General features: G+C 58.1%; 23 protein-coding genes, 2 tRNA genes and 2 pseudogenes. 17 read left to right on the forward strand and 10 right to left on the reverse strand.

The window, feature by feature from the left end; genetic code table 11:
* Window positions 1–101: 101 nt before the first annotated feature.
* From KVG96_RS22935 to KVG96_RS22945, 3 genes are all read left to right on the forward strand, one after another.
* Window positions 102–177 (forward strand) — tRNA-Phe (locus KVG96_RS22935).
* A gap of 365 nt (window positions 178–542) precedes the next feature.
* A complete protein-coding gene (locus tag KVG96_RS22940; protein ID WP_217894061.1) occupies window positions 543–2297 on the forward strand; it encodes an anti-phage dCTP deaminase in 1755 nt (584 codons plus the stop codon).
* 342 nt (window positions 2298–2639) lie between these two features.
* Window positions 2640–2984 carry a hypothetical protein gene (locus KVG96_RS22945; RefSeq protein ID WP_217894062.1) on the forward strand — a complete coding sequence of 115 codons (345 nt, stop codon included), beginning with the start codon at window positions 2640–2642 and terminating at the stop codon, window positions 2982–2984.
* A gap of 2 nt (window positions 2985–2986) precedes the next feature.
* Here the strand turns inward: KVG96_RS22945 and KVG96_RS22950 are convergent, their stop codons facing one another.
* Together KVG96_RS22950 and KVG96_RS22955 are read right to left on the reverse strand one after the other, a co-directional pair.
* Window positions 2987–3262 carry a YceK/YidQ family lipoprotein gene (locus KVG96_RS22950; RefSeq protein WP_217894268.1) on the reverse strand — a complete coding sequence of 92 codons (276 nt, stop codon included), beginning with the start codon at window positions 3260–3262 and terminating at the stop codon, window positions 2987–2989.
* A 93-nt stretch (window positions 3263–3355) separates the two neighbouring features.
* Window positions 3356–3811, reverse strand: a complete 456-nt coding sequence (locus KVG96_RS22955) for a carboxypeptidase regulatory-like domain-containing protein (RefSeq protein WP_217894063.1) — start codon at window positions 3809–3811, stop codon at window positions 3356–3358.
* A 176-nt stretch (window positions 3812–3987) separates the two neighbouring features.
* On the opposite strand from KVG96_RS22955, the gene KVG96_RS22960 reads away from it, so the two are divergent.
* The 3 genes from KVG96_RS22960 to KVG96_RS22970 are packed head-to-tail and all read left to right on the forward strand — an operon-like array spanning window position 3988 to window position 5897.
* Complete coding sequence (locus KVG96_RS22960; protein ID WP_437180513.1) at window positions 3988–4986, forward strand: alpha/beta hydrolase family protein; 999 nt, start codon at window positions 3988–3990, stop codon at window positions 4984–4986.
* Between the two features lie 20 nt (window positions 4987–5006).
* Window positions 5007–5420 carry a hypothetical protein gene (locus KVG96_RS22965; protein WP_217894064.1) on the forward strand — a complete coding sequence of 138 codons (414 nt, stop codon included), beginning with the start codon at window positions 5007–5009 and terminating at the stop codon, window positions 5418–5420.
* Window positions 5421–5426: 6 nt separating this feature from the next.
* A complete protein-coding gene (locus tag KVG96_RS22970) occupies window positions 5427–5897 on the forward strand; it encodes a hypothetical protein (RefSeq protein WP_217894065.1) in 471 nt (156 codons plus the stop codon).
* Window positions 5898–5970: 73 nt separating this feature from the next.
* On the opposite strand, the gene gabP is transcribed toward KVG96_RS22970, so the two are convergent.
* The gene (gene gabP, locus KVG96_RS22975) at window positions 5971–7362 is read right to left on the reverse strand and encodes a GABA permease (RefSeq protein WP_217894066.1); all 1392 of its coding nucleotides are present in this window, start codon (window positions 7360–7362) and stop codon (window positions 5971–5973) included.
* Window positions 7363–7914: 552 nt separating this feature from the next.
* Here gabP and KVG96_RS22980 point away from each other — a divergent pair.
* The 8 genes from KVG96_RS22980 to KVG96_RS23015 all read left to right on the forward strand — a co-directional run bounded on the left by KVG96_RS22980 (window position 7915) and on the right by KVG96_RS23015 (window position 15336).
* Window positions 7915–8688 (forward strand): ABC transporter ATP-binding protein, encoded by a 774-nt coding sequence (locus KVG96_RS22980; RefSeq protein WP_007939465.1) that lies wholly within the window; start codon window positions 7915–7917, stop codon window positions 8686–8688.
* 13 nt (window positions 8689–8701) lie between these two features.
* Entirely contained in the window at window positions 8702–9448 is a 747-nt protein-coding gene (locus tag KVG96_RS22985; RefSeq protein ID WP_085581872.1) for an ABC transporter substrate-binding protein, read from the forward strand.
* A gap of 78 nt (window positions 9449–9526) precedes the next feature.
* Window positions 9527–10222, forward strand: a complete 696-nt coding sequence (locus KVG96_RS22990; protein WP_217894067.1) for an ABC transporter permease — start codon at window positions 9527–9529, stop codon at window positions 10220–10222.
* Window positions 10219–10908 carry an ABC transporter permease gene (locus KVG96_RS22995; RefSeq protein ID WP_085581876.1) on the forward strand — a complete coding sequence of 230 codons (690 nt, stop codon included), beginning with the start codon at window positions 10219–10221 and terminating at the stop codon, window positions 10906–10908. Before KVG96_RS22990 ends, KVG96_RS22995 begins: the two co-directional genes overlap by 4 nt.
* The gene (locus tag KVG96_RS23000) at window positions 10889–12124 is read left to right on the forward strand and encodes a methyltransferase (protein WP_217894068.1); all 1236 of its coding nucleotides are present in this window, start codon (window positions 10889–10891) and stop codon (window positions 12122–12124) included. The genes KVG96_RS22995 and KVG96_RS23000 overlap by 20 nt, the downstream gene beginning before the upstream one ends.
* Before the next feature lie 344 nt (window positions 12125–12468).
* Window positions 12469–13284 carry an FkbM family methyltransferase gene (locus KVG96_RS23005; protein WP_217894069.1) on the forward strand — a complete coding sequence of 272 codons (816 nt, stop codon included), beginning with the start codon at window positions 12469–12471 and terminating at the stop codon, window positions 13282–13284.
* 76 nt (window positions 13285–13360) lie between these two features.
* Window positions 13361–13436: transfer RNA gene (locus KVG96_RS23010), tRNA-Thr, on the forward strand.
* Window positions 13437–13869: 433 nt separating this feature from the next.
* Window positions 13870–15336, forward strand: coding sequence for a P-loop ATPase, Sll1717 family (locus tag KVG96_RS23015; RefSeq protein WP_217894070.1), 1467 nt, complete (start codon window positions 13870–13872; stop codon window positions 15334–15336).
* A 42-nt stretch (window positions 15337–15378) separates the two neighbouring features.
* On the opposite strand, the pseudogene KVG96_RS23020 reads toward KVG96_RS23015, so the two are convergent.
* A pseudogene (locus KVG96_RS23020) lies at window positions 15379–16542 on the reverse strand (IS3 family transposase).
* Window positions 16543–16606: 64 nt separating this feature from the next.
* On the opposite strand from KVG96_RS23020, the pseudogene KVG96_RS27580 reads away from it, so the two are divergent.
* Window positions 16607–17020 (forward strand): annotated as a pseudogene (locus KVG96_RS27580) (site-specific integrase); the annotation flags it as partial.
* A gap of 320 nt (window positions 17021–17340) precedes the next feature.
* Window positions 17341–18240, forward strand: a complete 900-nt coding sequence (locus KVG96_RS23025; RefSeq protein WP_217894071.1) for a GPW/gp25 family protein — start codon at window positions 17341–17343, stop codon at window positions 18238–18240.
* Between the two features lie 438 nt (window positions 18241–18678).
* On the opposite strand, the gene KVG96_RS23030 is transcribed toward KVG96_RS23025, so the two are convergent.
* The 4 genes from KVG96_RS23030 to KVG96_RS23045 form a co-directional block, all read right to left on the reverse strand.
* Window positions 18679–19692, reverse strand: a complete 1014-nt coding sequence (locus tag KVG96_RS23030; protein ID WP_217894072.1) for an alpha/beta hydrolase — start codon at window positions 19690–19692, stop codon at window positions 18679–18681.
* A gap of 30 nt (window positions 19693–19722) precedes the next feature.
* Window positions 19723–20142, reverse strand: coding sequence for an organic hydroperoxide resistance protein (locus KVG96_RS23035; RefSeq protein WP_217894073.1), 420 nt, complete (start codon window positions 20140–20142; stop codon window positions 19723–19725).
* A 205-nt stretch (window positions 20143–20347) separates the two neighbouring features.
* Window positions 20348–20749, reverse strand: coding sequence for a helix-turn-helix domain-containing protein (locus KVG96_RS23040; protein WP_217894074.1), 402 nt, complete (start codon window positions 20747–20749; stop codon window positions 20348–20350).
* A gap of 163 nt (window positions 20750–20912) precedes the next feature.
* Entirely contained in the window at window positions 20913–21599 is a 687-nt protein-coding gene (locus tag KVG96_RS23045) for a hydrolase (RefSeq protein ID WP_217894075.1), read from the reverse strand.
* A gap of 263 nt (window positions 21600–21862) precedes the next feature.
* On the opposite strand from KVG96_RS23045, the gene KVG96_RS23050 reads away from it, so the two are divergent.
* Window positions 21863–22324 carry a RidA family protein gene (locus KVG96_RS23050; protein WP_217894076.1) on the forward strand — a complete coding sequence of 154 codons (462 nt, stop codon included), beginning with the start codon at window positions 21863–21865 and terminating at the stop codon, window positions 22322–22324.
* A gap of 20 nt (window positions 22325–22344) precedes the next feature.
* Here KVG96_RS23050 and KVG96_RS23055 read toward each other — a convergent pair whose 3' ends face one another.
* Window positions 22345–23259, reverse strand: a complete 915-nt coding sequence (locus KVG96_RS23055) for a LysR family transcriptional regulator (RefSeq protein ID WP_367617496.1) — start codon at window positions 23257–23259, stop codon at window positions 22345–22347.
* 213 nt (window positions 23260–23472) lie between these two features.
* Window positions 23473–24183, reverse strand: coding sequence for an SDR family NAD(P)-dependent oxidoreductase (locus KVG96_RS23060; protein WP_217894078.1), 711 nt, complete (start codon window positions 24181–24183; stop codon window positions 23473–23475).
* Between the last annotated feature and the right edge of the window lie 20 nt (window positions 24184–24203).

The raw sequence follows: 24203 nt of genomic DNA on the forward strand, positions 1-24203 counted from the left end.
CCGCGAAATTGGGGGTCGGATCGTAAGCGACGGAATTAATTTAAGAAATTTTAAAAAAGTCGTTGACGTGAATCCGAAAAACCCTTTTAATGCGCCCCGTTGCCCAGATAGCTCAGTCGGTAGAGCAGGGGATTGAAAATCCCCGTGTCGGCGGTTCGATTCCGTCTCTGGGCACCACATACCGAAAACCCTGAATCGAAAGATTCAGGGTTTTTTTATGCCCGGAATTTGGCGACCGATAGACCTCGCCTCGAATGTCGCGTTGCCAGGCGAATCCCTCTCGCCTCCTCCTCTGATGCCCTGCCGAAATCATCAAAATGCTCCCGAGCATTGCGTTCTCACGCAGACCTCTCCTGCATGTAGCAGATCGACAACTCCTACAAATCAACAACCTCATTCCCATAGAAAGCACAGCCGCAGAGCACAACATCGATTTAGAAATGAGAGCTATAGTTTGTACCGACAAAAACGCCCTCAACCGAAAAGCGCACAACCTTTCAGATCGGCCGTAAGCAAAAGACTCTTATGGAAAGGGAATTAAAATGCGATTTGATGGAAGCATCGAAGACCTAAAGAAGAAGCTTGAACCTATTACCTCTGCCGGAGAATGGTACGAGATCAACGAAAACCAATATCAGTTCAAGACCAGGAGTAATGGCATCCTAAACTGGTTTCCTGCCACCGGCGGCATATCGTTCCAAGGCAATGCTGAGTCCGTAAAAAAGCTGAAGTCTTCGGTACAGTCACTTCTGAATTCTGAAACCAAAAAAATCCAGAATATTGACAGTCCTACCATCAGCACCGAGGAATTTGTTTCCGAGCTTTCAATTGAAGACACAACAGAAAAAACATACTTTATTGACAATACCTACTCCGACTCGGAGCTTATCATTGGTCTCGTAGGCACAATTGGAACAGACCTCCCTGAAGTATCGAAGCTCATAACCGACCGACTGAAAGCGTTCAACTACAAAACGCAAAATATAAAAATCTCTACCGACATAATCGCCAACATTGGCACCCCCACGGAAAGCATTAATGAATTTGATCGAATAAGCTCTTACATGGAAGAAGGAAATCGACTCAGAAAAGAGAGCCGAGACAACTCAATACTGGCTCTGGGCGCAGCAGCAAGAATAAGTAAACTGCGAGAAAAACCAGAACCGCTCCGTCGCAATGCATTCATCATCAACTCGCTCAAAAGCCCCGCCGAAGTTCAGAAACTCAGAAAAATCTATTCGGATGGATTTTTCCTGATAGGCGTTCACGCGGATCACACCAGAAGATACGAATACCTTACGAAAGACAAGTCGCTTACATCTGAACAAGCATCTCGCCTGATCGATAGAGACGCTGACGAAAGAGAGATATATGGACAACATACCAGTGACACCTACCACCTTTCTGACTTCTTTATCGACTACAACGGAAGTTCGGATTCCTTAAAGAAGCAGGTTTGGCGAATACTAGATCTTCTGTTTGGAAAACCCTATATAACTCCAACCTTTGATGAATATGCCATGTTCATGGCCTTTTCCGCTTCATTACGATCAGCCGATTTATCGCGCCAAGTGGGTGCCGTGCTCACAAGAGACCGGTGCATTATCTCTACTGGGGCAAATGACGTACCCAAAGCACATGGTGGCTTGTATTGGCCTGATACAGATCCCAAAACACGTGAAATAGCGGACATACCCGACGGCAGAGATTACATGAGGGGAGAGGACTCGAATGCAATTCAGAAAAAACTGATAATCGAGGGGATAATAGATGCCCTTCCAGAAAAATATAGAGAAGAGCTAGCTCCGCTCATAAAAAGCAGCAAAATAAAGGACATCACAGAATATGGAAGGGTCGTACACGCTGAAATGGAAGCACTTCTTTCCAGCGCAAGATCCGGGGTAAGCACGGCAGAAAGCGACCTTTATTGCACCACATTCCCATGTCATAACTGCGCCAAACACATCGTGGCGGCGGGTATAAAACGAGTCGTTTACGTTGAGCCGTACCCAAAGAGCAAAGCACTTCAGTTTCACTCAGATTCCATTTCCTTGGAAAAGGACAGCAACAATGTCATTTTCGAACCGTTTATCGGCGTTGGGCCTCGAAGCTTTTTTAACCTATTCTCAACGAATCTAGGAAGCGGATATCCGGTAGTGCGAAAAACCGATCAGGGTGAAACCATTGACTGGAAGGAAGCAGATGCTAAATTGCGCACCCAGATGTTGCCTTGCTCCTACATGGATCGTGAAACCATAGCTGCAGCACTGCTATCAAGGTACATAGAGGAAATCTAATATGATCAACAGCAAGCAAGATTTCATTAATTACCTAAATGAGTCTCGCAAAATCGTCGATCAGTGGCCGACCTGGAAACAAGAATCGCTGAAATCCACACAAGGAAGCTCGCGCCCCTCGTCTCCACCTCCTCGAGAACGTGAAAAGGGCTGATGTGAGCTTCGCGACAGTCAGAGAGAAGCGGCGGTAGAATCGCCGCTCCTCATAGCGAATCCAGTCCGGAATCAAGAGCGCTGCCCTTGGAGATTGGAGTTGCGTCTTTGTTTCAGATCAAACGTCCCACTCCCGTACCTTGGGCGTAGTACCTTGCCTGCCCCTTACGGAAAAGGGATGCCTACCCAATGAACCAGAAACGCACCCGCGTCCCCCTGCCCCATCCGCCGCCCTACCGCGAGAGCCGCGTCTCGTTCTGGCTGACCGTGCTCGTCGGCGTGATGCTGGCCTTCGCCATCGGCGCGTCCCTCTACCTGATCGCCGATAGCCTCATCAGCGGCTCGGTCACCACGATGAACCGCACCGGCCCGCGCCAGACCTACACCCTGGCGTCGCAGCCGGGCAGGTACTGGTTCGAGATCGTCTGGCAAGGCCTCTTCACGCTGATGATGCTGGGCGTCGTGTCGTTCGGGCTTTGGATACGGCGCAAGACGCGCCCGCCCGGTGCGCGGAGCAAGCGCACCGGGCGGTGACCCTATAGGGTGTTCACGTAATCCACGGGAAGCAGGACGGTGTCCAGCGCAGCGTCCACCGGCATCGATACGACGGTGACCAGCGGACAGACGATCATGAAGTAGCAAATGATCGCCGCCGGCTTGCCGTCCTTGCCGGTCACGCCGAGCAGTTGCAGATCCCCGTCGACACCCTTGTAGTAATCCACGTCGGACATGCCCGTACTGACCCGCCCGATCATGGTGCCGCACGCGGTCTGCAACAACACCAGACCCGCCATCAAACCCACACGCAACATCCCTTTCAAAACCGACATCCTTGCATCCACAAAAACAGGAGGGGCGGGATTCTATCCGCATCGGCGCGCAAACTCCCGCCCCGCTGCCCGCCGCTATTGGGTCGGCTCCCAGTTCCAGTGGAACACCAGGTTGCGCGCAGGCCCGTTGCCGATGTCTGCCACATCGCGACGCACTTCGCCATTGCGGGTGGCGACCACGGTGTATTTGCCCGCAGGCAACTGCGCGTAGAGCAGCGGCCCGATCTGGTTGAGGCTGAGCACCGGTTGCCCGGTCGTTTTCTGGATGACCACATCGACATCCGAGGTGTACAGGTTCTGCACGCCGACGGCGAAGGTCATGTGCAGGTTGTAGCCGGCGGACTGCTGAATGGCCCGCGATTCGTCCAGGCCGATCCCGCCGGACAGGTAGTTGATGCCGTTCTGCTGCTGTTGCTGGACTTGCACGCCGGCGCTGTCGATCGGCTCCAGGCTGGTGGCCTGCACCATCACCGGAAACAACAGCGCAACCACGGCGGCGACGGGCAGCATGCATGCAATGACGCGTTTCATGATGCGACTCCCGGGTTCGTTCAGAACCCCTTCGTTACATCTCTTTAGATTTTTTGCGGCAGGGCGGGTTTTAGATTGTTTGGGAGTTGGGGTGGGTGCGAAACGGACTACAGCGTTTCAGGCCGCCGGTTCGCATCGCGCTCCAGGTGCATTGCAAAACACGCCGGCCAACGTTCATGCTCGCCCCTTCAACGCCAGTCGCCAACGCCATGACCCTACCCAGCGCATCGCCGACACGTGCCCAAACGCCCGACAAGGAAAGCGTGCCGTTCCATGAGCCCGCCGCCGACGGTTATCCCTTGGGCGGCTTCACCTGGCGCCACGCGCTGCCCGACACGCGTCGCCCGGTGGTGATCATCAACGCCGCCACTTCGGTGCGCTGCCGTCACTACTCGCGCTTCGCCGCCTACCTGTTCGCCAACGGCTTCGACGTGTTGACCTACGACTACCGGGGCGTCGGCGAATCGCGGCCCTCCTCCATGAAAGGCCTGAAAGCTTCCTGGACGGATTGGGGCGCGCTGGATTTCGAAGCGATGCTCAAGCGCGCGCAGCGGGAGTTTCCCGGCCAGCCCATCGATGTCATCGGCCACAGCTTTGGCGGCTGCGCGGCAGGCCTGGGCGCTTCCGGGCAGGTGATCCGACGATTGGTCACCGTCGGCGCGCAGTTCGCCTATTGGCGCGATTACGCGCCCGAGCACCGCCTGAGGATGTTCGGCAAATGGCACGTGCTGATGCCGCTGCTGACGCTGTTCTGCGGCTATTTCCCCGGCAAGCGCCTCGGCTGGCTGGAAGACACCCCCGCCGGCGTGGTGCGCGACTGGAGCACGCCCACGCCCCGCTACGAAGGGCGCCCGAGCGGCCGCAAGCTGCTGGCGAGAGACGGCCGGCTGCCCTTCGCCGAGGTGCGCGCGAAGGCGCTGGCGATCAGCATCGGCGACGATCCCTACGGCACGGTGGCGGCCACCGAACGCCTGCTCGGCTACTTCAGCCAGGCCGAAAAGACCCACCTGCGCATCGAGCCGCAGGACATCGGCGAACAGGAAGTCGGACATTTCGCCTTTTTTCGCAGCGCATACCAAGCCACACTATGGCCCATCGCTCTGACCTGGCTGCAGACCGGCGAGCTGGCCTCCGACACCCCGGGGCGCAAAATCCCACGCAGCCAAGCCCTTTAACGCACCACGGAACACACACCATGGCCTCCGCCAACAAGCAGCAGAAACGCGCCTCCCGGGCCAAAGCCAAGGCCAAGCAGAACCGCACCAAGCGCGCCGAGGCGCCGGTCGAGCTGGATCCGAACGACGACCGCATCGACTTCGAATCGGTGGACCTGACCGACCTGTTCAAGAAAATGATCGACGCCGAGAAGATCAGCCAGCAGGCCATGTGCACGGCATTCCTCGAAGACCCGCTGCTGGAGATCGTGTACGAGCAGGAAGGCGAGGAAGGCGCGATGGACTTCATCCTCGCGGCCCTGCTCGAGTACCGCCAGTGGGCCACCGAGACCGACGAGGCCGGCGCCCTGGCGTGGATCGAATCCCCGGCCTTCCAGGCCGACTATGTGGCGGCGTCCGACGCGATCGCCGCGCAATCCCAACACAAAGACTGAGTTCCCATGGCATCCCTGAACAAGCAACAGAAACGCGCCAAACGCGCCAAGGCCAAAGCCAAGCAGATCCGCATGGTCGGCCGCAAACCGCTGGCCCAGGACGACGACCTCGGCCACCTCGCCGAGCCGATCCCGGAATACACCCTGGCGATGTTCAGCAAAATGCGCGAAGCCGAAGCCGTCAGCCGCAACGACATGCTGCTGACGCTGCTCAGGGAGCTGGCGTTCATCATCGTCGACCACCCTGAACTGCTGGACATGGAAAACGCCGACGACGAAGGCATGGCCGCCACCCACCTGGCCGCCGACATGCTGATCGACTACCGCATGTGGGCCGACGGCATGGACATCGAGGCCGCCCAGGCCTGGCTGAACGAGCCGCAGTTCATCACCGACTTCGGCATTGCGCTGGACGCCTACGGGCAGTCGCAGAAAGCGCAGGAAGAGCAGGAAGAGCAGGAAGAGCAGAGCGAGTAATCCCTCGCCCGCAAACGCAAACGGCCGCCCGTCATCACTGACGGGCGGCCGTTTTCGCATCAGGCGCTGCGGATCAGCTCAGCACTGCCGCACCGCCCTTCTCCAGCTTGCGGCGGCGGGCCACCAGCAGGCCGGCGGCGACCACCAGAAGGCTCAGCAGGCCGGTCGCGAGGATTTCCACGCGGTGGGCTTCCTGGAACAGCATGATGGTCAGGGCCGCAATGATGAAGGCGATCACCGCGTAGGTCAGGCCCGGGAACAGCCACATGCTGAAGGAGATCTTCTCGCCGCGGGCCATGCGCTGCTTGCGCATGCGCAGTTGCGAGAACGCGATCACCAGGTACACCAGCAGCGCGATGGCGCCGGAGCTGGCCAGCAGGAACTCGAACACCGCAGCCGGGGCCACGTAGTTGGCGAAGGTGCACAGGAACGCCGCGCCGGTGGACAGCATCACCGCCCAGTAAGGCGTGCCGCTGTTGTTGGTGCGGGTGGCCATGGCCGGGGCGTCGCCGCGCTTGCCCAGGGAGAACAGCATGCGCGAAGAGGTGTACAGCGCCGAGTTCAGGCAACTGGTCACGGCGACCAGCACCACGATGTCGACGATCATCTTCGCGTTCGGGATGCCCATGCGCTCAAGCACGGTCTGGTAGGAGCCCAGGTTGGCCAGCGACGGGTCGTTCCATGGCACCAGGGCCACGACGATGAAGATCGACACGAGGTAGAACAGGCCGATCCGCCAGATCACCGAGTTGGTGGCCTTGGAGATCTGCTTGCCCGGGTTCTTCGATTCGGCGGCCGCGATGGTCACGATCTCGGTGCCCATGAAGGAGAACATGGTGGTCAGGATCGCGCCCAGCACCGCGCCCATGCCGTTGGGCAGGAAGCCCTGGGTGTCGAAGATGTGCGACACGCCGCTGACCTGGCTGTTCGGCAGCAAGCCGAAGATGGCCATGATGCCGACAATGATGAAGCCGATGATCGCCACCACTTTGAGCAGGGCGAACCAGAATTCGAACTCACCGTAGTTCTTCACGCTGAACAGGTTGGTCACGGTCAGCAGGAAGGTGATGATCAATGCAAATGCCCAGATCTCCACGCCCGGGAACCACGCATGCAGGATGGTGGCGGCGGCGTTGGCTTCCAGCGGGATCACCAGCACCCAGAACCACCAGTACAGCCAGCCGATGGTGAAACCGGCCCAATGGCCGATGGCGCGGTCGGCGTAGGTGGAGAAGGAACCGGTGTCCGGCGAGGCCACGGCCATTTCGCCGAGCATGCGCATCACCAGTACAACCAGCAGGCCAGCGGCGGCGTAGGCCAGCAGCACGGCGGGACCGGCGGCGGCGATGGCGTGGCCGGAGCCGACAAACAGACCTGCACCGATCACACCGGCGATCGACAGCATGGTCACATGACGCGGTTTGAGCCCCTGTTCGAGGCCATTGGAGCTATGGGTGCTGCTCATTGAAACTACCTTTGCGAGGAAAGCGATTCAGTCCGTCCCGTCTGGCGTTCCTTCTCGTAAAAAGAATCCAACGGGCCGTTCCAGATTCTGCACGCAAATATTGCGCCAAAATGTTTCAAAAGCTTCTGCCCTGCGGTTTTCAGCCTGACCGGACAGTCATCGCAACCCCTTGAGATTACTGGCCTTTCGCCAGAACGTTACCCTGCGACTCACTTTTCAAACGAACGGGCGCACCAGAAACACACTGAAAAAGTGTGTGTTGCACAATAAAAGGGCGAATCCGCAACGTTCGGCCGGTTAGCGCTTCCAACACCCCGCCAAAGGTGGCAACATCGCGCCTTTTTTTACGCGACACCCACGGGAATCCGCGTTCAAACACCCGTTCGGTTGTTGATGGGGCGACAGTCTGCTGCGCCGATGCGACAACCTGCCACACGCCATCCGTTTACCGCCCGAAGCGCTGTTGGCTGCCATTGAAACGCTATGCTAGCTTGGCCGCCTCGCCAGGAAGGCCACCCGACAGCTGGAGCGCAACACATATGAGGAACGCACATGGCTGAGGCCACGCCCGCGCTTGAAATCCGCAACTTGCACAAACGCTACGGACAGCTTGAGGTGCTCAAGGGCATCTCGCTGACCGCCCGTGACGGCGACGTGATCTCGATCCTGGGTTCTTCCGGTTCCGGCAAGTCCACGTTCCTGCGCTGCATCAACCTGTTGGAAAACCCGCACCAGGGCCAGATCCTGGTGGCCGGGGAAGAACTCAAGCTCAAGCCCGCCAAGAACGGCGAACTGGTTGCCGCCGACGGCAAGCAGATCAACCGCCTGCGCTCCGAGATTGGTTTTGTGTTTCAAAACTTTAATCTGTGGCCGCACATGAGCGTGCTCGACAACATCATCGAAGCCCCGCGCCGCGTGCTCGGCCAGAGCAAGGCCGAAGCCATCGAAGTGGCCGAAGCCCTGCTGGCCAAGGTCGGCATCGCCGACAAGCGCCACGCTTACCCTGCGCAGCTGTCCGGCGGCCAGCAACAGCGCGCGGCCATCGCCCGTACGCTGGCGATGCAGCCCAAGGTGATCCTGTTCGACGAGCCCACCTCCGCCCTTGACCCGGAAATGGTCCAGGAAGTACTTAATGTCATCCGCGCGTTGGCCGAAGAAGGCCGCACCATGCTGCTCGTCACCCATGAGATGGGCTTCGCCCGTCAGGTCTCCAGCGAAGTGGTGTTCCTCCACCAGGGCCTGGTAGAGGAGCAAGGATCGCCGCAGCAGGTGTTCGAGAACCCGCTTTCGGCGCGCTGCAAACAATTCATGTCCAGCAACCGCTAACGGAGCTACCCGCATGCAGAACTACAAAAAGGTCTTCCTGGCCGCCGCCGTCACCCTGGCCTTCAGCGCCGGCGCCATGGCCGAGACTTTGAAGATGGGCATCGAGGCGGCTTACCCGCCGTTCAACAACAAGGACGCCAGCGGTAACGTGGTCGGCTTCGACAAGGACATCGGCGACGCCCTCTGCGCCAAGATGAAGGTCGAGTGCAGCGTGGTCACCTCCGACTGGGACGGCATCATCCCGGCCCTGAACGCCAAGAAGTTCGACTTCCTGATCTCGTCGATGTCGATCACCGACGAACGCAAGCAGGCGGTGGACTTCACCGATCCGTACTACTCCAACAAGCTGCAGTTCATCGCGCCGAAGGACAAAGAGTTCAAGACCGACAAGGACTCCCTCAAAGGCAAAGTGATCGGCGCCCAGCGCGCGACCCTGGCCGGCACCTTCATGGAAGACAACATGCCGGGCGTCGAGGTCAAGCTGTACGACACCCAGGAAAACGCCTACCTGGACCTGACCTCCGGTCGCCTCGACGGCATCCTCGCCGACAAGTACGTCAACTACGAGTGGCTCAAGAGCGACGCCGGCAAGGCCTACGAATTCAAGGGCGACCCGGTGGAAGAAAGCGACAAGATCGGCATCGCCGTGCGCAAGAACGATCCGATCCGCGAGAAGCTGAACGCCGCGCTGAAGGAAATCGTCGCTGACGGCACCTACAAGAAGATCAACGACAAGTACTTCCCGTTCAGCATCTACTGATCCTGACCGGCCGGACCGGCGCCGCCTGCGAACGGCGTCGGTCCCCGGCCTTGCCTGCCGCGATTTGAAAAGAATTCCATGATTATCGATCTCTACGGATTCGGCCCGGCGCTCGCCGCCGGCGCGCTGATGACCGTCAAACTGGCGCTCTCGGCCCTGTGCCTGGGGCTGGTGCTCGGCCTGCTCGGCGCCTTGGCCAAGACGTCCCCGTACAAGCCCCTGCAATGGCTGGGCAGCACCTACTCGACCCTGGTGCGCGGCGTCCCGGAACTGCTCTGGGTGCTGCTGATCTACTTCGGCACCGTCAACGCCATGCGCGCCCTGGGCGAATACTTCGGCAACCCGGAACTTGAGCTCAGCGCCTTCGCCGCCGGCGTCATCGCCCTGGGCCTGTGCTTCGGCGCCTACGCCACGGAAGTGTTCCGCGGCGCGATCCTCGCCATCCCCAAGGGCCACCGTGAGGCCGGCGTGGCCCTGGGCCTGTCGAAATGGCGGATCTTCACCAGGCTGATCATGCCGCAGATGTGGCGCATCGCCCTGCCGGGCCTGGGCAACCTGTTCATGATCCTGATGAAGGACACCGCGCTGGTGTCGGTGATCGGCCTGGAAGAAATCATGCGTCACGCGCAGATCGGCGTGACCGTCTCCAAACAGCCGTTCACCTTCTACATGGTGGCCGCGTTCATGTACCTGGGCCTGACGGTGCTGGCGATGGTCGGCATGCACTTCCTGGAAAAACGCGCCGCACGCGGCTTCGCGAGGAGCGCTCAATGAACTGGGACGTCATCATCAAGTGGCTGCCGAAACTGGCTCAGGGCGCGACCCTGACCCTGGAGCTGGTGGCCATCGCCGTGATCGCCGGGCTTCTGCTGGCGATTCCGCTGGGCATCGCCCGCTCGTCGAAGCTGTGGTACGTGCGCGCTTTGCCCTACGCCTACATCTTCTTTTTCCGCGGCACGCCGCTGCTGGTTCAGCTGTTCCTGGTGTACTACGGCCTGGCGCAGTTCGACGTGATCCGCAACAGCTCGATGTGGCCGTACCTGCGCGATCCGTTCTGGTGCGCCACCGCCACCATGACCCTGCACACCGCCGCGTACATCGCCGAGATCCTGCGCGGCGCGATCCAGGCGATCCCCCCGGGCGAGATCGAAGCGGCGCGGGCCCTGGGCATGTCCAAGCCCAAGGCGCTGTTCTACATCATCCTGCCGCGCGCCGCGCGCATCGGCCTGCCGGCCTACAGCAACGAAGTGATCCTGATGCTCAAGGCCAGCGCCCTGGCCAGCACCGTGACCCTGCTGGAACTCACCGGCATGGCCCGCACGATCATCGCCCGCACCTACCTGCCGGTGGAGATCTTCTTCGCCGCCGGCGTGTTCTACCTGGTCATGGCCTACGTGCTGGTCCGCGGCTTCAAGCTGCTGGAACGCTGGCTGCGCGTCGATGCCTGCCAAGGGCGCTGACGCTGCCCCCGTGCTGACGGGCGAGGCTCTCCTCGCCCGGTTCACCGCACTGGATGCCTTTCTCACGGCCCATCAGGCGCTGTGGGAACCCCGCCCGTTCACTCATCTGCACCTTCCCTGGGAAACCTCCCACCCGGAACTGGCCACCTGGCTACGCGGCCGGTCGCTGGAGGACGCGGAAAATGCCCACAACCAACCTGCCGATCTGCTGAATGCGCCGGAGCCGTTCGCTTCCCTGGCCGCGCTGTCGCTGGAGCTGAGCGCGGTGGGCGAACTGCCGGGGCACGCGCTGGAGGCGGCGGGCCATCGGCTCAACGTCGATGTGCCGGGGCGCAAGTGGCAGCAGATCGAGGCGTTCGCCAGTCGCTTGTCGTTTGCCTCCAGGCCCGTGCATTGGCTGGACTGGTGTTCCGGCAAAGGACATTTGGGGCGGCGCCTGCTGGGCCCTGACCAGCAACTCACCTGCGTGGAATACGACCCTTTGTTGGTCGCCAGCGGACAGGCATTGAGCCAGCGTCATCAGCTCCACGCCTTGCACGTCGAACAGGACGTCCTGGCCGCCGACGCCGCCGCCGTCCTCAACAGTCGTCACACCCCCGTCGCCCTGCACGCCTGCGGCGATCTGCATGTGCAGTTGATGCAACTGGCCAGCGCCGCCGGCTGCAAACACATGGCCATCGCGCCGTGCTGCTACAACCGGATCCGTCTGACCGAGTATCAGGCGTTGTCCTCGCCGGGCCTGCGATCCGTCCTGCAACTGTCGCTGGAAGACCTGGCGCTGCCCATGAGCGAAACCGTCACCGCCGGCGCACGCGTCCGCCGCCAGCGCGACACCTCCATGGCCCGGCGCCTGGGGTTCGACCTGTGGCAACGGCAACTGCGCGGCGTCGATTCATACCTGCCCACCCCGTCCCTGCCCAGCGCCTGGCTGGACAAACCCTTCGCCGACTACTGCCGCGACCTGGCCGCGCTCAAAGAGTTATCCACAAGCGGCGAGCCAGACTGGCCGACCCTGGAAGCGGCGGGATGGCAGCGGTTGGCCGAAGTTCGCAACCTGGAATTGCTGCGCGGATTGTTCCGACGGCCGCTGGAGCTTTGGCTGAACCTGGATCGGGCACTTTTCCTCAGCGAACAGGGTTACACCGTCCGGCTCGGCACCTTCTGCGACACCCCGCTCACCCCCCGCAATTTCCTGCTGCTGGCTGAACGCCCCTGACGCCACGCAGCCTGTGGATAACTCTGTTGATGGATTTGCCGTGGATCCAATATCCGCGCATGTTTCAGGGGCGAAACAGCGCTGGTCATTTTTTGTTCACATAAATAAAAAATTTGCAAAACAGGGATTTGCGACCCAAATGAGAACCCGTCCACAAAACCCCGCCTGATCGCACTGTCCAGCCGGCGCGTTGTGCATAAGCCCCCAATCAAAAGGACATAAACGCCGAATTCCGGACGCCCGGCACAGGCAATTGCACCGACCGGGCACCCTTGCTATACAAGGTCACTCCGTTCCGGCGGCGCACAGACCAATAAGAAAAACCTGACAGAAAGGAAGCGACTTTGACGTTTATTTCCTACGCCGAGAATTTCGAAGACGTTCGCCTGTGGCGGGCCCTCAAGCACTGCGAAAACGGCTTCTACATCGACGTCGGCGCCAATGACCCCATCCAGGACTCCGTCACCCAATCCTTCTACGACCACGGTTGGCAAGGCATCAACATCGAGCCGGTGCAGGACTTCTACGACGCCCTGAGCCAGCACCGCCCGCGAGACATCAACCTGCAATGCGTGGCCACCGACCAGCCGGGCGAACTGACCTTCTACAGCATCCCCGACACCGGCCTCTCCACCGCCGCCCCCGCCGTCGCCCAGGCGCGCAAAGACCTCGGCATGGACGTGCGGACACTCACCGTCAGCGCCCGCACCCTCACGTCGATCTGCGAAGAACACGCCGCCGACCGGCCGATCCACTTCCTGAAAATCGACGTCGAAGGCCACGAGGAAACCGTCCTGCGCGGCATGGACTTCAGCCGCTTCCGCCCGATCATCATCCTCATCGAAACCCCATGGGAACGCGACCACACCTGGGAACACCTGGTGACCGACGCCGGCTACCAAAACGTACTGTTCGACGGCCTCAACAGCTACTTCCTGGCCAACGAACACCTGAGCCTCAAACCCGCCTTCGACATCCCGCCCTGCAACCTCGACGGCTTCCGCCTCTGCAAGGGCCACAAACTGGCCCACCCGCTCAACACCGACCTGGAAACCGCCCTGCAACGCGCCGAACACGCCGAAGCCCAACTGCACGCCCTGCAGAGCAGCCGCGCCTGGCGAACCGTACAAAAACTGCGCAACCTCCTGCGCCGGGCCTGATCCGCCACCCGCGCAAAAATAGTCAGAATTCAGGGGTTTACAGAACCCGCCCAACCGCTATAATCGTCGCCCACACGCCGGTATAGCTCAGTTGGTAGAGCAACTGACTTGTAATCAGTAGGTCCCGGGTTCGATTCCTGGTGCCGGCACCATTCAAGGTTCCATAGAAAGCTTTCAAAATCTCTGGAACCCCCGAAAAACCCGCCTTCTGGCGGGTTTTTTCGTTTTGGCGTTCCGTCGGATTCCGAGGGTAGCCAGCGCTAATAAGGGTACTTTTAAGGATACCTACCGAAAGTACCCTTATGGCTCGCACAACGGCACCCCTTACCGACAACGCCTGCCGCACCATACACAGTGAAGCCCCTGCAGAGATGCGGGGGCTTTGTTGTTTTTGGGGGGTTGGAAATTTATTCTGTGCGGATGGTCGTTGTGCTGACTTTCCGAGCCCCAACCCGCTCAAGCCCGCTTAAAACCCATCGAATAGAGTACTGCACTATCACCTTTCCTGCGTTCAATTTCAGTAGCCGCAGACCGTAGCGATGTGCTATTGATGCCACAATGCTCACAGCAAACTAAGGATAGGAAATGCTCAGAGACCTTGCAGATCCAGAGCTATTTGGGAATGAAGCGGGCGAGGATGAAGATGAAGAAATTCTTGATAGCTATTTTTTAGATAAACAAGAGTTTGAGAAATTCTATGCACCTCAAAAGCGACTAGCTTTTGTGCGTTCAAGAAAAGGGATGGGTAAATCTACTCTGTTGAAGCAGACCCTTTATAGGCGACAAAAAAACAATCCTGAAGAATTAGTTATTAGCGTAAAAGCATCAGATCTATTCGCTCTCCAAGACACTCCCGGGGCCTCTTCCTCTGAAATGATATATGGCTGGCAACAGCGAATTTGTACTCGAGTAAACTTAGAGCTTGGTGCTACGCTTCGCGTAGGCTTTACCGATGACGCAATGCTTCTGATTGAAAGTTCAGAAATTGCCGGATTCAGGAACAGAAATCTTATATCAGCACTCTTTGACAGACTTAAAGTTAAAGGAGCCGGCTTAGAAGTTGACCGAGTCAGGCCTCCGGTTGGGAACTCGGAACAAGTTCTAACTAGAGTTCTCGAAAACAAAGATGTGATTGTTTGGTTATCTATTGATGATATTGATGCCACATTTGTAAACACCGAGCACGAAAGGCTCAAGGTGAGTACTTTTTTTAGCGCCTGCAGAAATATCATAAATAATGTTAAGGGATTGTGTATAAGAGCCTCCGTAAGAACCGATGTATGGTCTATCCTTGCTCAGCATGATGAGGCGCTTGATAAGTGCGAACAGTACATGCTCGATCTAAAGTGGAGCACTACTGACACCGGCAGGATACTTGAAAACAAAATACTTAGTTTTTTCATGCGCTATTACGGGGACGATCGAAGATTTAGCTCGTTAGATTCCAAAAGCGAAGGAAACAAAATAAGAAAATTAGTTTTCAACGAACCGTTTACATGGTCTGGTCGCCCCTTAGAAGCATTTCGGCCAATACATATTCTTTCCGCTGGAAGACCTCGCTGGGCTGCACAGCTTTGTAAGCTTGCTGGAAATGATGCCTTCAACAAAAACGCCGACAAAATATCAATCGGACATATACACTCAGTATTGAGACCATATGGGCAATTGAGGGTTGCCGACCTTTACAAAGAGCATCGACATCAGTGCTCCAAGCTTGAAGACTTAATTGAATGCTTCAGTGGTGGCAGAAAGCGGTACAGCACAAAAGAGTTACTAGACCATCTAGCCGACAAAGTAATAACTCCTCGAGGCTTTCCTAATATCGATGGTGTCCATGCTGAGGGCGGTGTCATTGGTGTCGCAAATTTCTTGTACAGAATTGGATTCATCACCGCACGCGATGATCAGGATGTGGCGGGGTTAGGATTTATTCGATTCGAAGATCGACCTACTTTACTAACCACCAAAGCTAATCTCGATGACAATCTTGACTGGGAGATCCACCCTAGTTACCGAAGTGTTTTGCGAATAGAGAAAAACAAGGAGTTATAAACACATTAGTATTTTGGCTGAGGCTTCGCTCGACTGTAGTGGTCAACTCATCCCGGACACGGTTTTGAGTTTTTCTTCAGCTTTCGCCGGAACCAGTCCATCGTTGAACTGATGAGGCCGGATCCAGTTGTAGTGGCTCATCAGGTATTGGCCAATGTCTCGTTGAGCTTGCTGCCCGGTCAGGTAGCCCGTGGGTCGGTATCCACTCTGATTTCAAGCTGCGAAATACTCGCTCCATCGGTGCATTATCCCAACAGTTGCCTCGGCGGCTCATGCTCTGGCGAATGCGGTAACGCCACAGTCTCTGGCGGAACTGACGGCTGCCATATTGCGATCCCTGGTCGGAGTGGAACAGTAGTCCTTGAGGCTTTCCACGTTGTTCGTAAGCGACGTCCAGCGCTTTGACCACCAGCTCTCCATCCGGCTTTTCTGATAAGGCCCAACCAACCACTCTGCGTGCATAGAGATCCAGGACAACTGCCAGAGAGTGCCATTTGCCCTGTGCCCAGACGTAAGTGATGTTTCCACACCAGACCTGATTTGGCGCTTCGACATCAAACGCTCGGTTCAAGGTGTTCGGAATATCTGGCCGCTCCACTATGGCCTTTTTGTACGCATGTGATCCTGGCTGCTTGCTGATCAATGCCAGCTCACGCATCAGGCTGCGGACCTTGAACCGCCCGATTTGCTCACCCTCTTCTTGCATCATTGCCATGATGGTACGGCTGCCGGGCGCACTTCGACCTCGCGTGAACAACTCATTCACTCGACTGCGCACCCGCAGTCGTTCAACGTCCGGAGTTCGCCTTCTGTGACGATGTGCGTAGTAACTTGAGCGAGTAACTTCGAACACTTCGCACAAACAATCAACGGGCTCATGGTCGCTGAGCTGGCGGATCAGCGCGTACGCTCGAGATCTTCCGACATCAAGAGCGCGGTAGCCTTTTTTAGTATCGATTTCTCGCGTTCAAGGCGCGTGATCCGGGCTTCCAACTCTTGGATTTTTTGCTGCTCTGGCGTCAACGCTTTGCTGGCCGGCGTAACGCCGCCGCGCTCCTGCTGAAGCTGATTAACCCATCGGCGTAGTGCCGACTCGACCAGGCCGAGCGAACGGGCCGCTTCGGCATGGCTGTAGCCTTGATCGAGCACCAGGCAGGCAGCTTCGCGCTTGAACTCAGGGGTAAAGGTACGGCGTTGCTTGGTCATCGGACACCTCTCTGTGGCAAGCATTCTCGCCTAAATGGGTGTCCGGGGTTAGTAGACCACTACAGAGGGAATACTCACCAATCGGCGAAAAGGCAGTCGAGACAATATTGTCCGGTGGACGCCTCGGCTCCGTGCCGTATGGGATGGTGCCAAGGAACTGCGCGCCAGAACATGGGAACGCCGGAAAACACCGATCCCGATCGCAGCGTCCAAGCGACCAATCATCGTGGCCAGCCACGGTGGCCCGCTTCGCAAGACGAGTCTCGATACTGCATGGCAGCGATTTATTACGTTAGCGATCGCTGATGGAAACATTGATCCTGACGACCGCTTCGCTTTACATGATCTGAAGCGGCGAGGCATCACGGACACAGTCGGAACGAGGGCTGTTAAGCAGGAGGTCAGCGGCCATCGCGACTCCAAGATGTTGGATGTTTACGACCTTAGCGTTCCTATCGTATCCCCCTCAGCAGACTGATCAAATATCTCCCATCCAGAGATTTACTCCCTTGTAATGTCGATCCGACAGCGAGAGAGCTAAGCTGGAAGCACATTGACACCCACACGGAAGAGTGCGGCATGACAACTGACGATACGAACGCTAAGCCAATTCGAGACGACTTCACTCGAACAACGAAATCAAAACTAGCGCTACGCGCAAATTATCGCTGCTCATATACTGGGTGTGGCATAGCAACATCGGGGCCTAGCGACGAGGAAGTTGATAGATCTATAAGCATTGGAGAAGCAGCACACATATCCGCGGCGGCACCTGGGGGGGCGCGATTCGATCCACAGATGACCTCCGCACAACGAAAGCACATTAGCAACGGCATATGGATGTGCAAAATTCATGCGCGGCTCGTCGATGTGGATGCTTCTGCCTATCCTATTGCTAAGCTCCGAAATATGAAGATCGAGCATGAAGCACGCATTAAGCTCGAAATGACTGGACTGCGCCCTGGCTCACAAGTCTTCGATTTAATCGCCGTCGGCCCTTCGGTTGTTTTCGTCGGTGAACTGGCAGCAGTAGAGCAAAGAACATGGAGCTTCCGTGTCGAACACTTTGTAATCGGCGACCTTAACGAACTGATCACTTACATTGAGCAATTCGACGTCATCAATCCCTACGATAAATTTGTGTTAGTCAACGAACTCGGTGACGGCAGGGAATTGGTCAGCGCTCCTTCGTGGGCAAAATCAGCGGGCAACTGCTTAATCAGCGTTCCCATCGCCGCAAGCGCTCCCAAGACTGATGTTAACCGGCTACCCTTGGATCTAGCCTTAAATGACGGCCACGATTTGTTTTTCGTGAACGGGGGAATTGCCACGGTATCCGGTCTCGATGCGCTTCCGCAGAAAATTAAGACATGCCTTTCAACGAGCCAAGGGGAATCCTGGTTTGCTCCAACCTTCGGAACGAGAATTCGAGAGTACACAGTCGATTTCTTCGATTCTCCGTGGCTCTCGCGGCTGATCAAGCTCGAAGTCATTCGTATGGCCGCCATTCCCTATTCGGACAGCGTCGGCATTTCGCCGCCAGCACCACCTCTTCGCTGCGTGCGGGTGGTAAAAACCATTGATCAGATCGACAGCAAAGGACAAGACGGCTGGTTCAAATTTCGCTTTCATCTCGATATCGAAGGGCTCGGGGAGTGGACTTCTGAAATCCCTATTTTCATTTCCAAGGATTTGTAGAAGGGCGTCGATCATGCTTGAGAATCAACGTAATAACAGTCTCAGGAAGCGCGATTTACCGCGTTTTGAAGGGGGACAGCACGTAACATAAAATCACATAAGTCATTGATTTTTATGTTTAATACATCTTCCTTGTAATCAGTAGGTCCCGGGTTCGATTCCTGGTGCCGGCACCATACAAAACAAAGCCCCTACAGAAATGCAGGGGCTTTGTTGTTTCCGGGATTCAGGAAACTCTCCTATCGCGCACGGTCAATGCGCTAACTGTCCATGCCCCTGATCACTCGAAAGCTCATCGTGATGGAAAACTGATCTGTCACCTTTCCCGCTTGTGCCTCACGCTACGCCGCAAACAAAAAAGCCCGCTGTTCGGCGGGTCTTTTCGTTTGCGGCGGTGATTACTCGTTCATGGCATACCTTTGCGGTCTTGAACGGGGTTCACTTCAAGTGAGCCTTCAGCTCTTCGCCAGCCTGCAACATTGCCGAGCGTACCGCCGGCACCTGGCTGACCACGTTGAGCAAGCCGTAGTCGTGGATCATGCCGTTGTAGCGCACCGCGGTGACGGGCACGCCGGCTTGGTCCAGTTTGCGGGCGTAGGCTTCCCCTTCGTCGCGCAGGACATCGGCGCTTGCGGTCTGGATCAGCGCTGGCGGCAGACCTTTCAACTGTTCAGCGGTGGCGCGCAGCGGCGAGGCGTAGATTTCGGCACGTTGCTTGGGGTCGGTGGTGTAGTTGTCCCAGAACCACTTCATCATGTTCTTGGTGAGGAAATGCCCCTCGGCGTACTGGTTGTACGACGCTGTCTCGAAGTTGGCGTCGGTCACCGGCCACAGCAGCACCTGGTACTTGATGGACGGAGTACCTTTATCCTTGGCCATCAGGCTGACCACGGCCGCCATGTTGCCGCCGACGCTGTTGCCCGCTACCGCCAGGCGCTTGCCGTCGACATTGATTTCCTTGCCATGTTCGGCCACCCATTTGGTTGCCCCGTAGGCCTGGTTGATCGCCACCGGGTAGTGCGCTTCAGGGGACGGGGTGTAATTGACGAACACCGCCGCCGCCCCCGACCCGGCCACCAGGTCCCGCACCAGGCGTTCGTGGGTCGGGAAGTCTCCCAGCACCCAGCCGCCGCCGTGGAAGTACATGAACACAGGCAAGGTTCCCTTCACGCCCGCCGGACGCACGATGGTCAAGCGGATGTCCTGGCCGTCGACGGTGATGGTCTTCTCGCTGACATCCGCCTTGGGCAGTGTCAGTTTTACCCCGGCCTGAGCGCCGCTCAGCACCGCGCGGGCGTCCTTCGGCGAAAGCTGCTCGATGGGTTTTCCGCTGCCTGAGTTCAGCGCGTCGAGGAATGCCTGGGTGTTGTGTTCGACGCCAGAGTCAGCGAATGCGTGACCGATCGACAGGGCAAGGAGCGAGCCAACCAGTGTTTGGGTCAAGACGTTCATTTCATATCTCCTGTTTCTGGTGAGGGGAAGTCAGACGGTGACGTGCAGACGGACATCGACGTTGCCACGGGTTGCGTTGGAGTACGGGCACACGTGGTGGGCCGCCTCCACCAGCGCTTGCGCATCGGATTGCTCCAGGCCCGGCAGGCTGATGTTCAGGTCGATGTCCAGGCCGAAGCCGCCCGGGATCTGGCCGATGCCGACCTGCGCAGTGATCGAGGCATCGGCGGGAATGCTGCGTTTGCTCTGGCTGGCGACGAACTTCAGTGCTCCGATGAAGCAGGCCGAATAACCGGCGGCAAACAGTTGCTCCGGGTTGGTGGCATCACCGCCGGCACCGCCCAACTCCTTGGGCGTGGCCAGTTTCACGTCGAGATTCTTGTCGCTGGAGATGGCTCGGCCGTCACGACCACCGGTGGCGGTGGCGACTGCGGTGTAGAGAACTTTCATGGCTTTCCTCACTTTTGAATGTCTTCGAGGGACTCTGATAGGGATACAACTGTTTGCGCATCAACAACGCGCGATAAATTTTCACTCAATAATTTTGCGCGCAAATTTATTAAGTATTCGTCTGCAGCTGCAGCACATTGATTTTCGAGGGGATTACGCCTCGATCCGCTTGGGTGTGCCCGCGCGCTGAGGCTGCCTCACCGTCTCAAGCCACGACCGGCGTCGGCCCGATTGCTCGTTGCTGCCAAGCCAGCGGCGTCATGCCTTCTGCCTTCATGAATGTGCGACAGAAGTGAGCCTGATCGCAGAAGCCGCATTCCAGCGCGATCTCGGCGAGCAGCATCGTGGAAGCCTTCAACAGCTCCCTGCTCTTGATGACCCGCTGTTCACGCAGCCATTGCTGCGGGGGCATCCGGGTGCTTTTCTTGAACATGCGAGAGAAGTGACTGCGCGACAATGCGCATGCTTGAGCGAGCTCAGTCACTGATATGCCGGTGTCCAGCCTGTCCAGCATCAGTTGTTTGGCCGTTCTTATCTGCCAGGATTTGAGCTGCCCTGTCGAAGCCAGTGTGAGCGTCGCCAGCACGGTAGAGTTGTCCTTGTTCATACGCATCCATCAATCCAGGTAACAGGATGCGAGCGCCTGACTCGGCCAGCGCCGGGCATTGGAACCCCCAGAGGTTCCAGGCCTGGCTCGCTGACTCGGTTCAGTCGACCGCGCCCCCTCGGCAAGTCGGTGAACAGCCCCCGGAACAGGGGCTGGCGATGGCTCAGACAGATGCGGCGACAGGCGCCAAGGTGGGGCCGTGCTGAACGCGCTCAGGTGCCTTGTGCACCATGGTGTAGGCGTAGTCGACGCCCATGCCATAGGCACCGGAATGTTCTTTGACCAGTTCCATCACTGCGTCGTAGGTGTCGCGGTTCTTCCAGTCCCGTTGCCATTCCAGCAACACCTGCTGCCAGGTGACCGGCACCACGCCGGCCTGGATCATGCGCTGCATGGCGTAATCGTGGGCTTCTTTGGTGGTGCCGCCGGAGGCGTCCGCAACCATGTAGATCTCATAGCCGGCATCGTTCATGGCCGAGAGGGCGAAGGTGGCATTGCACACCTCGGTCCACAAGCCGGAGACGATGATCTTGTTGCGGCCATTTTTCTTGAGTGCGTCGCGCACCTTCTGATCGTCCCAGGAGTTCATGGAGGTGCGCTCCAGCAGCGGTGCGTCCGGGAACACGGCGAGCAGCTCGGGGTAGGTATGACCTGAGAAGCTTTGTGTCTCGACCGTGGTGAAGGTGGTGGGGACATTGAAAATCTTCGCTGCCTTGGCCAAGGCAACGGTATTGTTCTTCAGCGTTTGCCGGTCGATGCTCTGAACGCCGAAGGCCATCTGCGGCTGCTGATCGATGAAGATCAATTGGCTGTTGAGCGGAGTCAGGACTTCAGTTTTCGGATTGTTCATTTTTGTTTCCTTTCAGCTTGATGATGTTCAATCGCACAAGTCTCGGATCCCGCACGTTGCAGGCATTACCGTAGCCACGAGTGCACTCACGCCTCAGGGCCGTTGCTTGAGGACGAGCAAAAGATAACGAAACAAAGCGTTTGTCGGTGGCGCATTTTTGCGCCTCTACCGGCTCATTTATGAGCCATCAAACGCACGGTCGCGCTGCTAGCATTCGCCCTTCCAATCGGATCGGACCGATCCTTCATGTTCAGGAGAATGCAATGGCAGCTTCACAACCGTTCAACAAGCAAACCGCCTACTGGGGCGTTTCCTGGGAGGAAGCGTATGGCTATCCACAGGCGCGGCGGGTAGGAAACGAGATCTACGTGTCAGGTCAGTTCAACCATGACGAGGAAGGTAATCTGGTCGCCCCGGCACCGCTGGACGCCGACGGCAGGCCCAGTGATTTTTCTTCGATGGGAGAGCAGATGCGGGTCTCTTACGACAACATTTCCAAGCTGCTCGCCCTGTATGGCGCAACGATGCAGGATGTGGTCGAGGAAACGCTTTATGTGCTGGACATGGACGCCGCGTTCGCGGTGGTCGGCAAAGTGCGCAAGGCGGCCTATGGCACTGAGCGGCCTCAGTGCGCGAGCAATATCATTGGGGTGTCGAGACTTGCCCAGCGTCCGCAGTTGATCGAGATCGTGTGCAAGGCCGTGATTGGCGCCCGAGCCGTCTGAACCGCGCTCCCGGTTTCGACCTATGCGACCGGGAGTGGCGATTGCCCCTCGACCAGGGGCTTTTGACTGGCCACGGCTGCGGCGCAGAAGGTCATGAACGCTTTGACTCGCCACGATTTTCGGATGTCCTGGTGAGTCAGCAGCCACAACTCATCCTGAAGCTCCGGCACCACCGGTCCTGCGCGAACCAACCCCGGGGTTATGTCGCCCAGCATGCAGGGAAGGAATCCGAATCCCAGCCCCGCCGCGATTGCAACGCTTGCCGCTGCGACAGAATCGGTGCGGTACGCGATGCGCTCGGCAGCGACTCTGCTTTCGACATAGCTTGTCGCCCTCAAACCGCAAAGCGCTGCGGAGTATGACACCCATGCCTGGCCCTCTTCGAAAAGGGGTGAGGCCGTCATCAGCTTGGCGCAGCAATAAGGTGCCCAGGCAATGTTCGCCAGTTTGCGCCCCACCAGGCTTTCTGCAGGTTTTCTCGTCGCCCGAATCGCGATGTCCGATTCATCCCGGGCGAGGCTCAGGGTTTCATTGCCCACCAGCACCTCGATGGTGATCCCCTCGTTCAGGGCCTTGAAGTCCGCGATGATGGGGGTGAAGAAGTACAGCAGCAACGAGTCGCTGGTGGTGATTCGAAGTTTCCCGAGGGGGTCTTGGCCCGAACGCGAAACACGCCGCGTGACGCTGACGATATCCAGCTCCACGCGCTCGGCGAGCGCCCGCAATTCAGCACCCTCGGCGGTGAGCAGATACCCTGATTTGCGGTGATCGAACAGCGCGATGCCCAGCGTTCGCTCGACTTGGGCGACCCGGCGCGAAACGGTGGAGACATTGATGCCAAGCTTCTTGGCCGTCGCCGAACGGTTGCCGCAATCACTGAGCGTCTTGATGATGCGCAAGTCGTCCCACGAAAGCTGATTGACCGCCTCGCCCACGTCCCACTTCGTCCCGGCAGGGGCAGCCGGAGCTTTTCCAGTTGGCGCTTTCACACGGTTCGTTCCAGATGAGAAGGCGCTGATGATACGAGAAGGGGTGGGGTGAAGCAGCCACATTGTTCCGGCGATGGATTGAAAACGGTTATGCCGACTGGCGGCCAGGGGGGCGGAAGGCCCCCGCCGACCGGTGGGGGCGTTGTGTTTCGACAGCAATCAGTGCCCGGCGCTCTGCCCGCCGTCCACATGCAGAATCTCACCGGTCACGAACCCCGCGTTGTCGAGGTAGAGCACCGCCTGCGCGATGTCTTCGACTTCGCCCATGTGCCCGACCGGGTGCAGGCTGCCCAGCGCCGCGTGGGTTTCTTCGCCGTGCATCGGGGTCTTGATGATGCCTGGCGACACCGCGTTCACGCGGATCCCGCGTTTGGCGTACTCGATGGCCAGGGATTTGGTCGCGGCGTTGAGACCGCCCTTGGTCAGCGAGGCGAGCACCGAAGGGACACCGTCGATGGCGTGGTCAACGAGGCTGGTGGTGATGTTGACCACATGGCCCTTGCCCTGTTTTTCCATTTCGCCGATGGCCAGTTGGGTGATGTAGAAGAAGCCGTTGAGGTTGACCGACAGCACCGCCGCGTAGTCTTCCGGGGTATAGGCGGTGAACGGTTTGGCGACGAAGATGCCGGCGTTGTTGACCAGGGTGTCGATGCGGCCGAAGCGGGCCACGCCTTCGCTGATCACGCGCCGGGCGGTGGCGGGGTCACCGATGTCGCCGGCGATGGTCAGGATCTGCGGGTCGCTCGACGGTTTGATCGAGCGCGAAGTGGCGACGATGTTGTAGCCCAGTTCGCGGAAGGCCTTGACCATGCCTTCGCCCAGACCTTGGGATGCACCGGTGACGACGACGGTTTTTTTCGAGCTGCTCATGATGGATTCCTCAATGATAA

Origin of the sequence: Pseudomonas ekonensis, assembly GCF_019145435.1 — a bacterium.
Taxonomy (GTDB): domain Bacteria; phylum Pseudomonadota; class Gammaproteobacteria; order Pseudomonadales; family Pseudomonadaceae; genus Aquipseudomonas; species Aquipseudomonas ekonensis.

Coding starts and splice junctions, on each gene's coding strand:
- KVG96_RS22940 (WP_217894061.1), top strand. CDS start 543: ATGCGATTTGATGGAAGCATCGAAGACCTAAAGAAGAAGCTTGAACCT.
- KVG96_RS22945 (WP_217894062.1), top strand. CDS start 2,640: ATGAACCAGAAACGCACCCGCGTCCCCCTGCCCCATCCGCCGCCCTAC.
- KVG96_RS22950 (WP_217894268.1), bottom strand. CDS start 3,262: ATGTTGCGTGTGGGTTTGATGGCGGGTCTGGTGTTGTTGCAGACCGCG.
- KVG96_RS22955 (WP_217894063.1), bottom strand. CDS start 3,811: ATGAAACGCGTCATTGCATGCATGCTGCCCGTCGCCGCCGTGGTTGCG.
- KVG96_RS22960 (WP_437180513.1), top strand. CDS start 3,988: ATGCTCGCCCCTTCAACGCCAGTCGCCAACGCCATGACCCTACCCAGC.
- KVG96_RS22965 (WP_217894064.1), top strand. CDS start 5,007: ATGGCCTCCGCCAACAAGCAGCAGAAACGCGCCTCCCGGGCCAAAGCC.
- KVG96_RS22970 (WP_217894065.1), top strand. CDS start 5,427: ATGGCATCCCTGAACAAGCAACAGAAACGCGCCAAACGCGCCAAGGCC.
- gabP (WP_217894066.1), bottom strand. CDS start 7,362: ATGAGCAGCACCCATAGCTCCAATGGCCTCGAACAGGGGCTCAAACCG.
- KVG96_RS22980 (WP_007939465.1), top strand. CDS start 7,915: ATGGCTGAGGCCACGCCCGCGCTTGAAATCCGCAACTTGCACAAACGC.
- KVG96_RS22985 (WP_085581872.1), top strand. CDS start 8,702: ATGCAGAACTACAAAAAGGTCTTCCTGGCCGCCGCCGTCACCCTGGCC.
- KVG96_RS22990 (WP_217894067.1), top strand. CDS start 9,527: ATGATTATCGATCTCTACGGATTCGGCCCGGCGCTCGCCGCCGGCGCG.
- KVG96_RS22995 (WP_085581876.1), top strand. CDS start 10,219: ATGAACTGGGACGTCATCATCAAGTGGCTGCCGAAACTGGCTCAGGGC.
- KVG96_RS23000 (WP_217894068.1), top strand. CDS start 10,889: ATGCCTGCCAAGGGCGCTGACGCTGCCCCCGTGCTGACGGGCGAGGCT.
- KVG96_RS23015 (WP_217894070.1), top strand. CDS start 13,870: ATGCTCAGAGACCTTGCAGATCCAGAGCTATTTGGGAATGAAGCGGGC.
- KVG96_RS23025 (WP_217894071.1), top strand. CDS start 17,341: ATGACCTCCGCACAACGAAAGCACATTAGCAACGGCATATGGATGTGC.
- KVG96_RS23030 (WP_217894072.1), bottom strand. CDS start 19,692: ATGAACGTCTTGACCCAAACACTGGTTGGCTCGCTCCTTGCCCTGTCG.
- KVG96_RS23035 (WP_217894073.1), bottom strand. CDS start 20,142: ATGAAAGTTCTCTACACCGCAGTCGCCACCGCCACCGGTGGTCGTGAC.
- KVG96_RS23040 (WP_217894074.1), bottom strand. CDS start 20,749: ATGAACAAGGACAACTCTACCGTGCTGGCGACGCTCACACTGGCTTCG.
- KVG96_RS23045 (WP_217894075.1), bottom strand. CDS start 21,599: ATGAACAATCCGAAAACTGAAGTCCTGACTCCGCTCAACAGCCAATTG.
- KVG96_RS23050 (WP_217894076.1), top strand. CDS start 21,863: ATGGCAGCTTCACAACCGTTCAACAAGCAAACCGCCTACTGGGGCGTT.
- KVG96_RS23060 (WP_217894078.1), bottom strand. CDS start 24,183: ATGAGCAGCTCGAAAAAAACCGTCGTCGTCACCGGTGCATCCCAAGGT.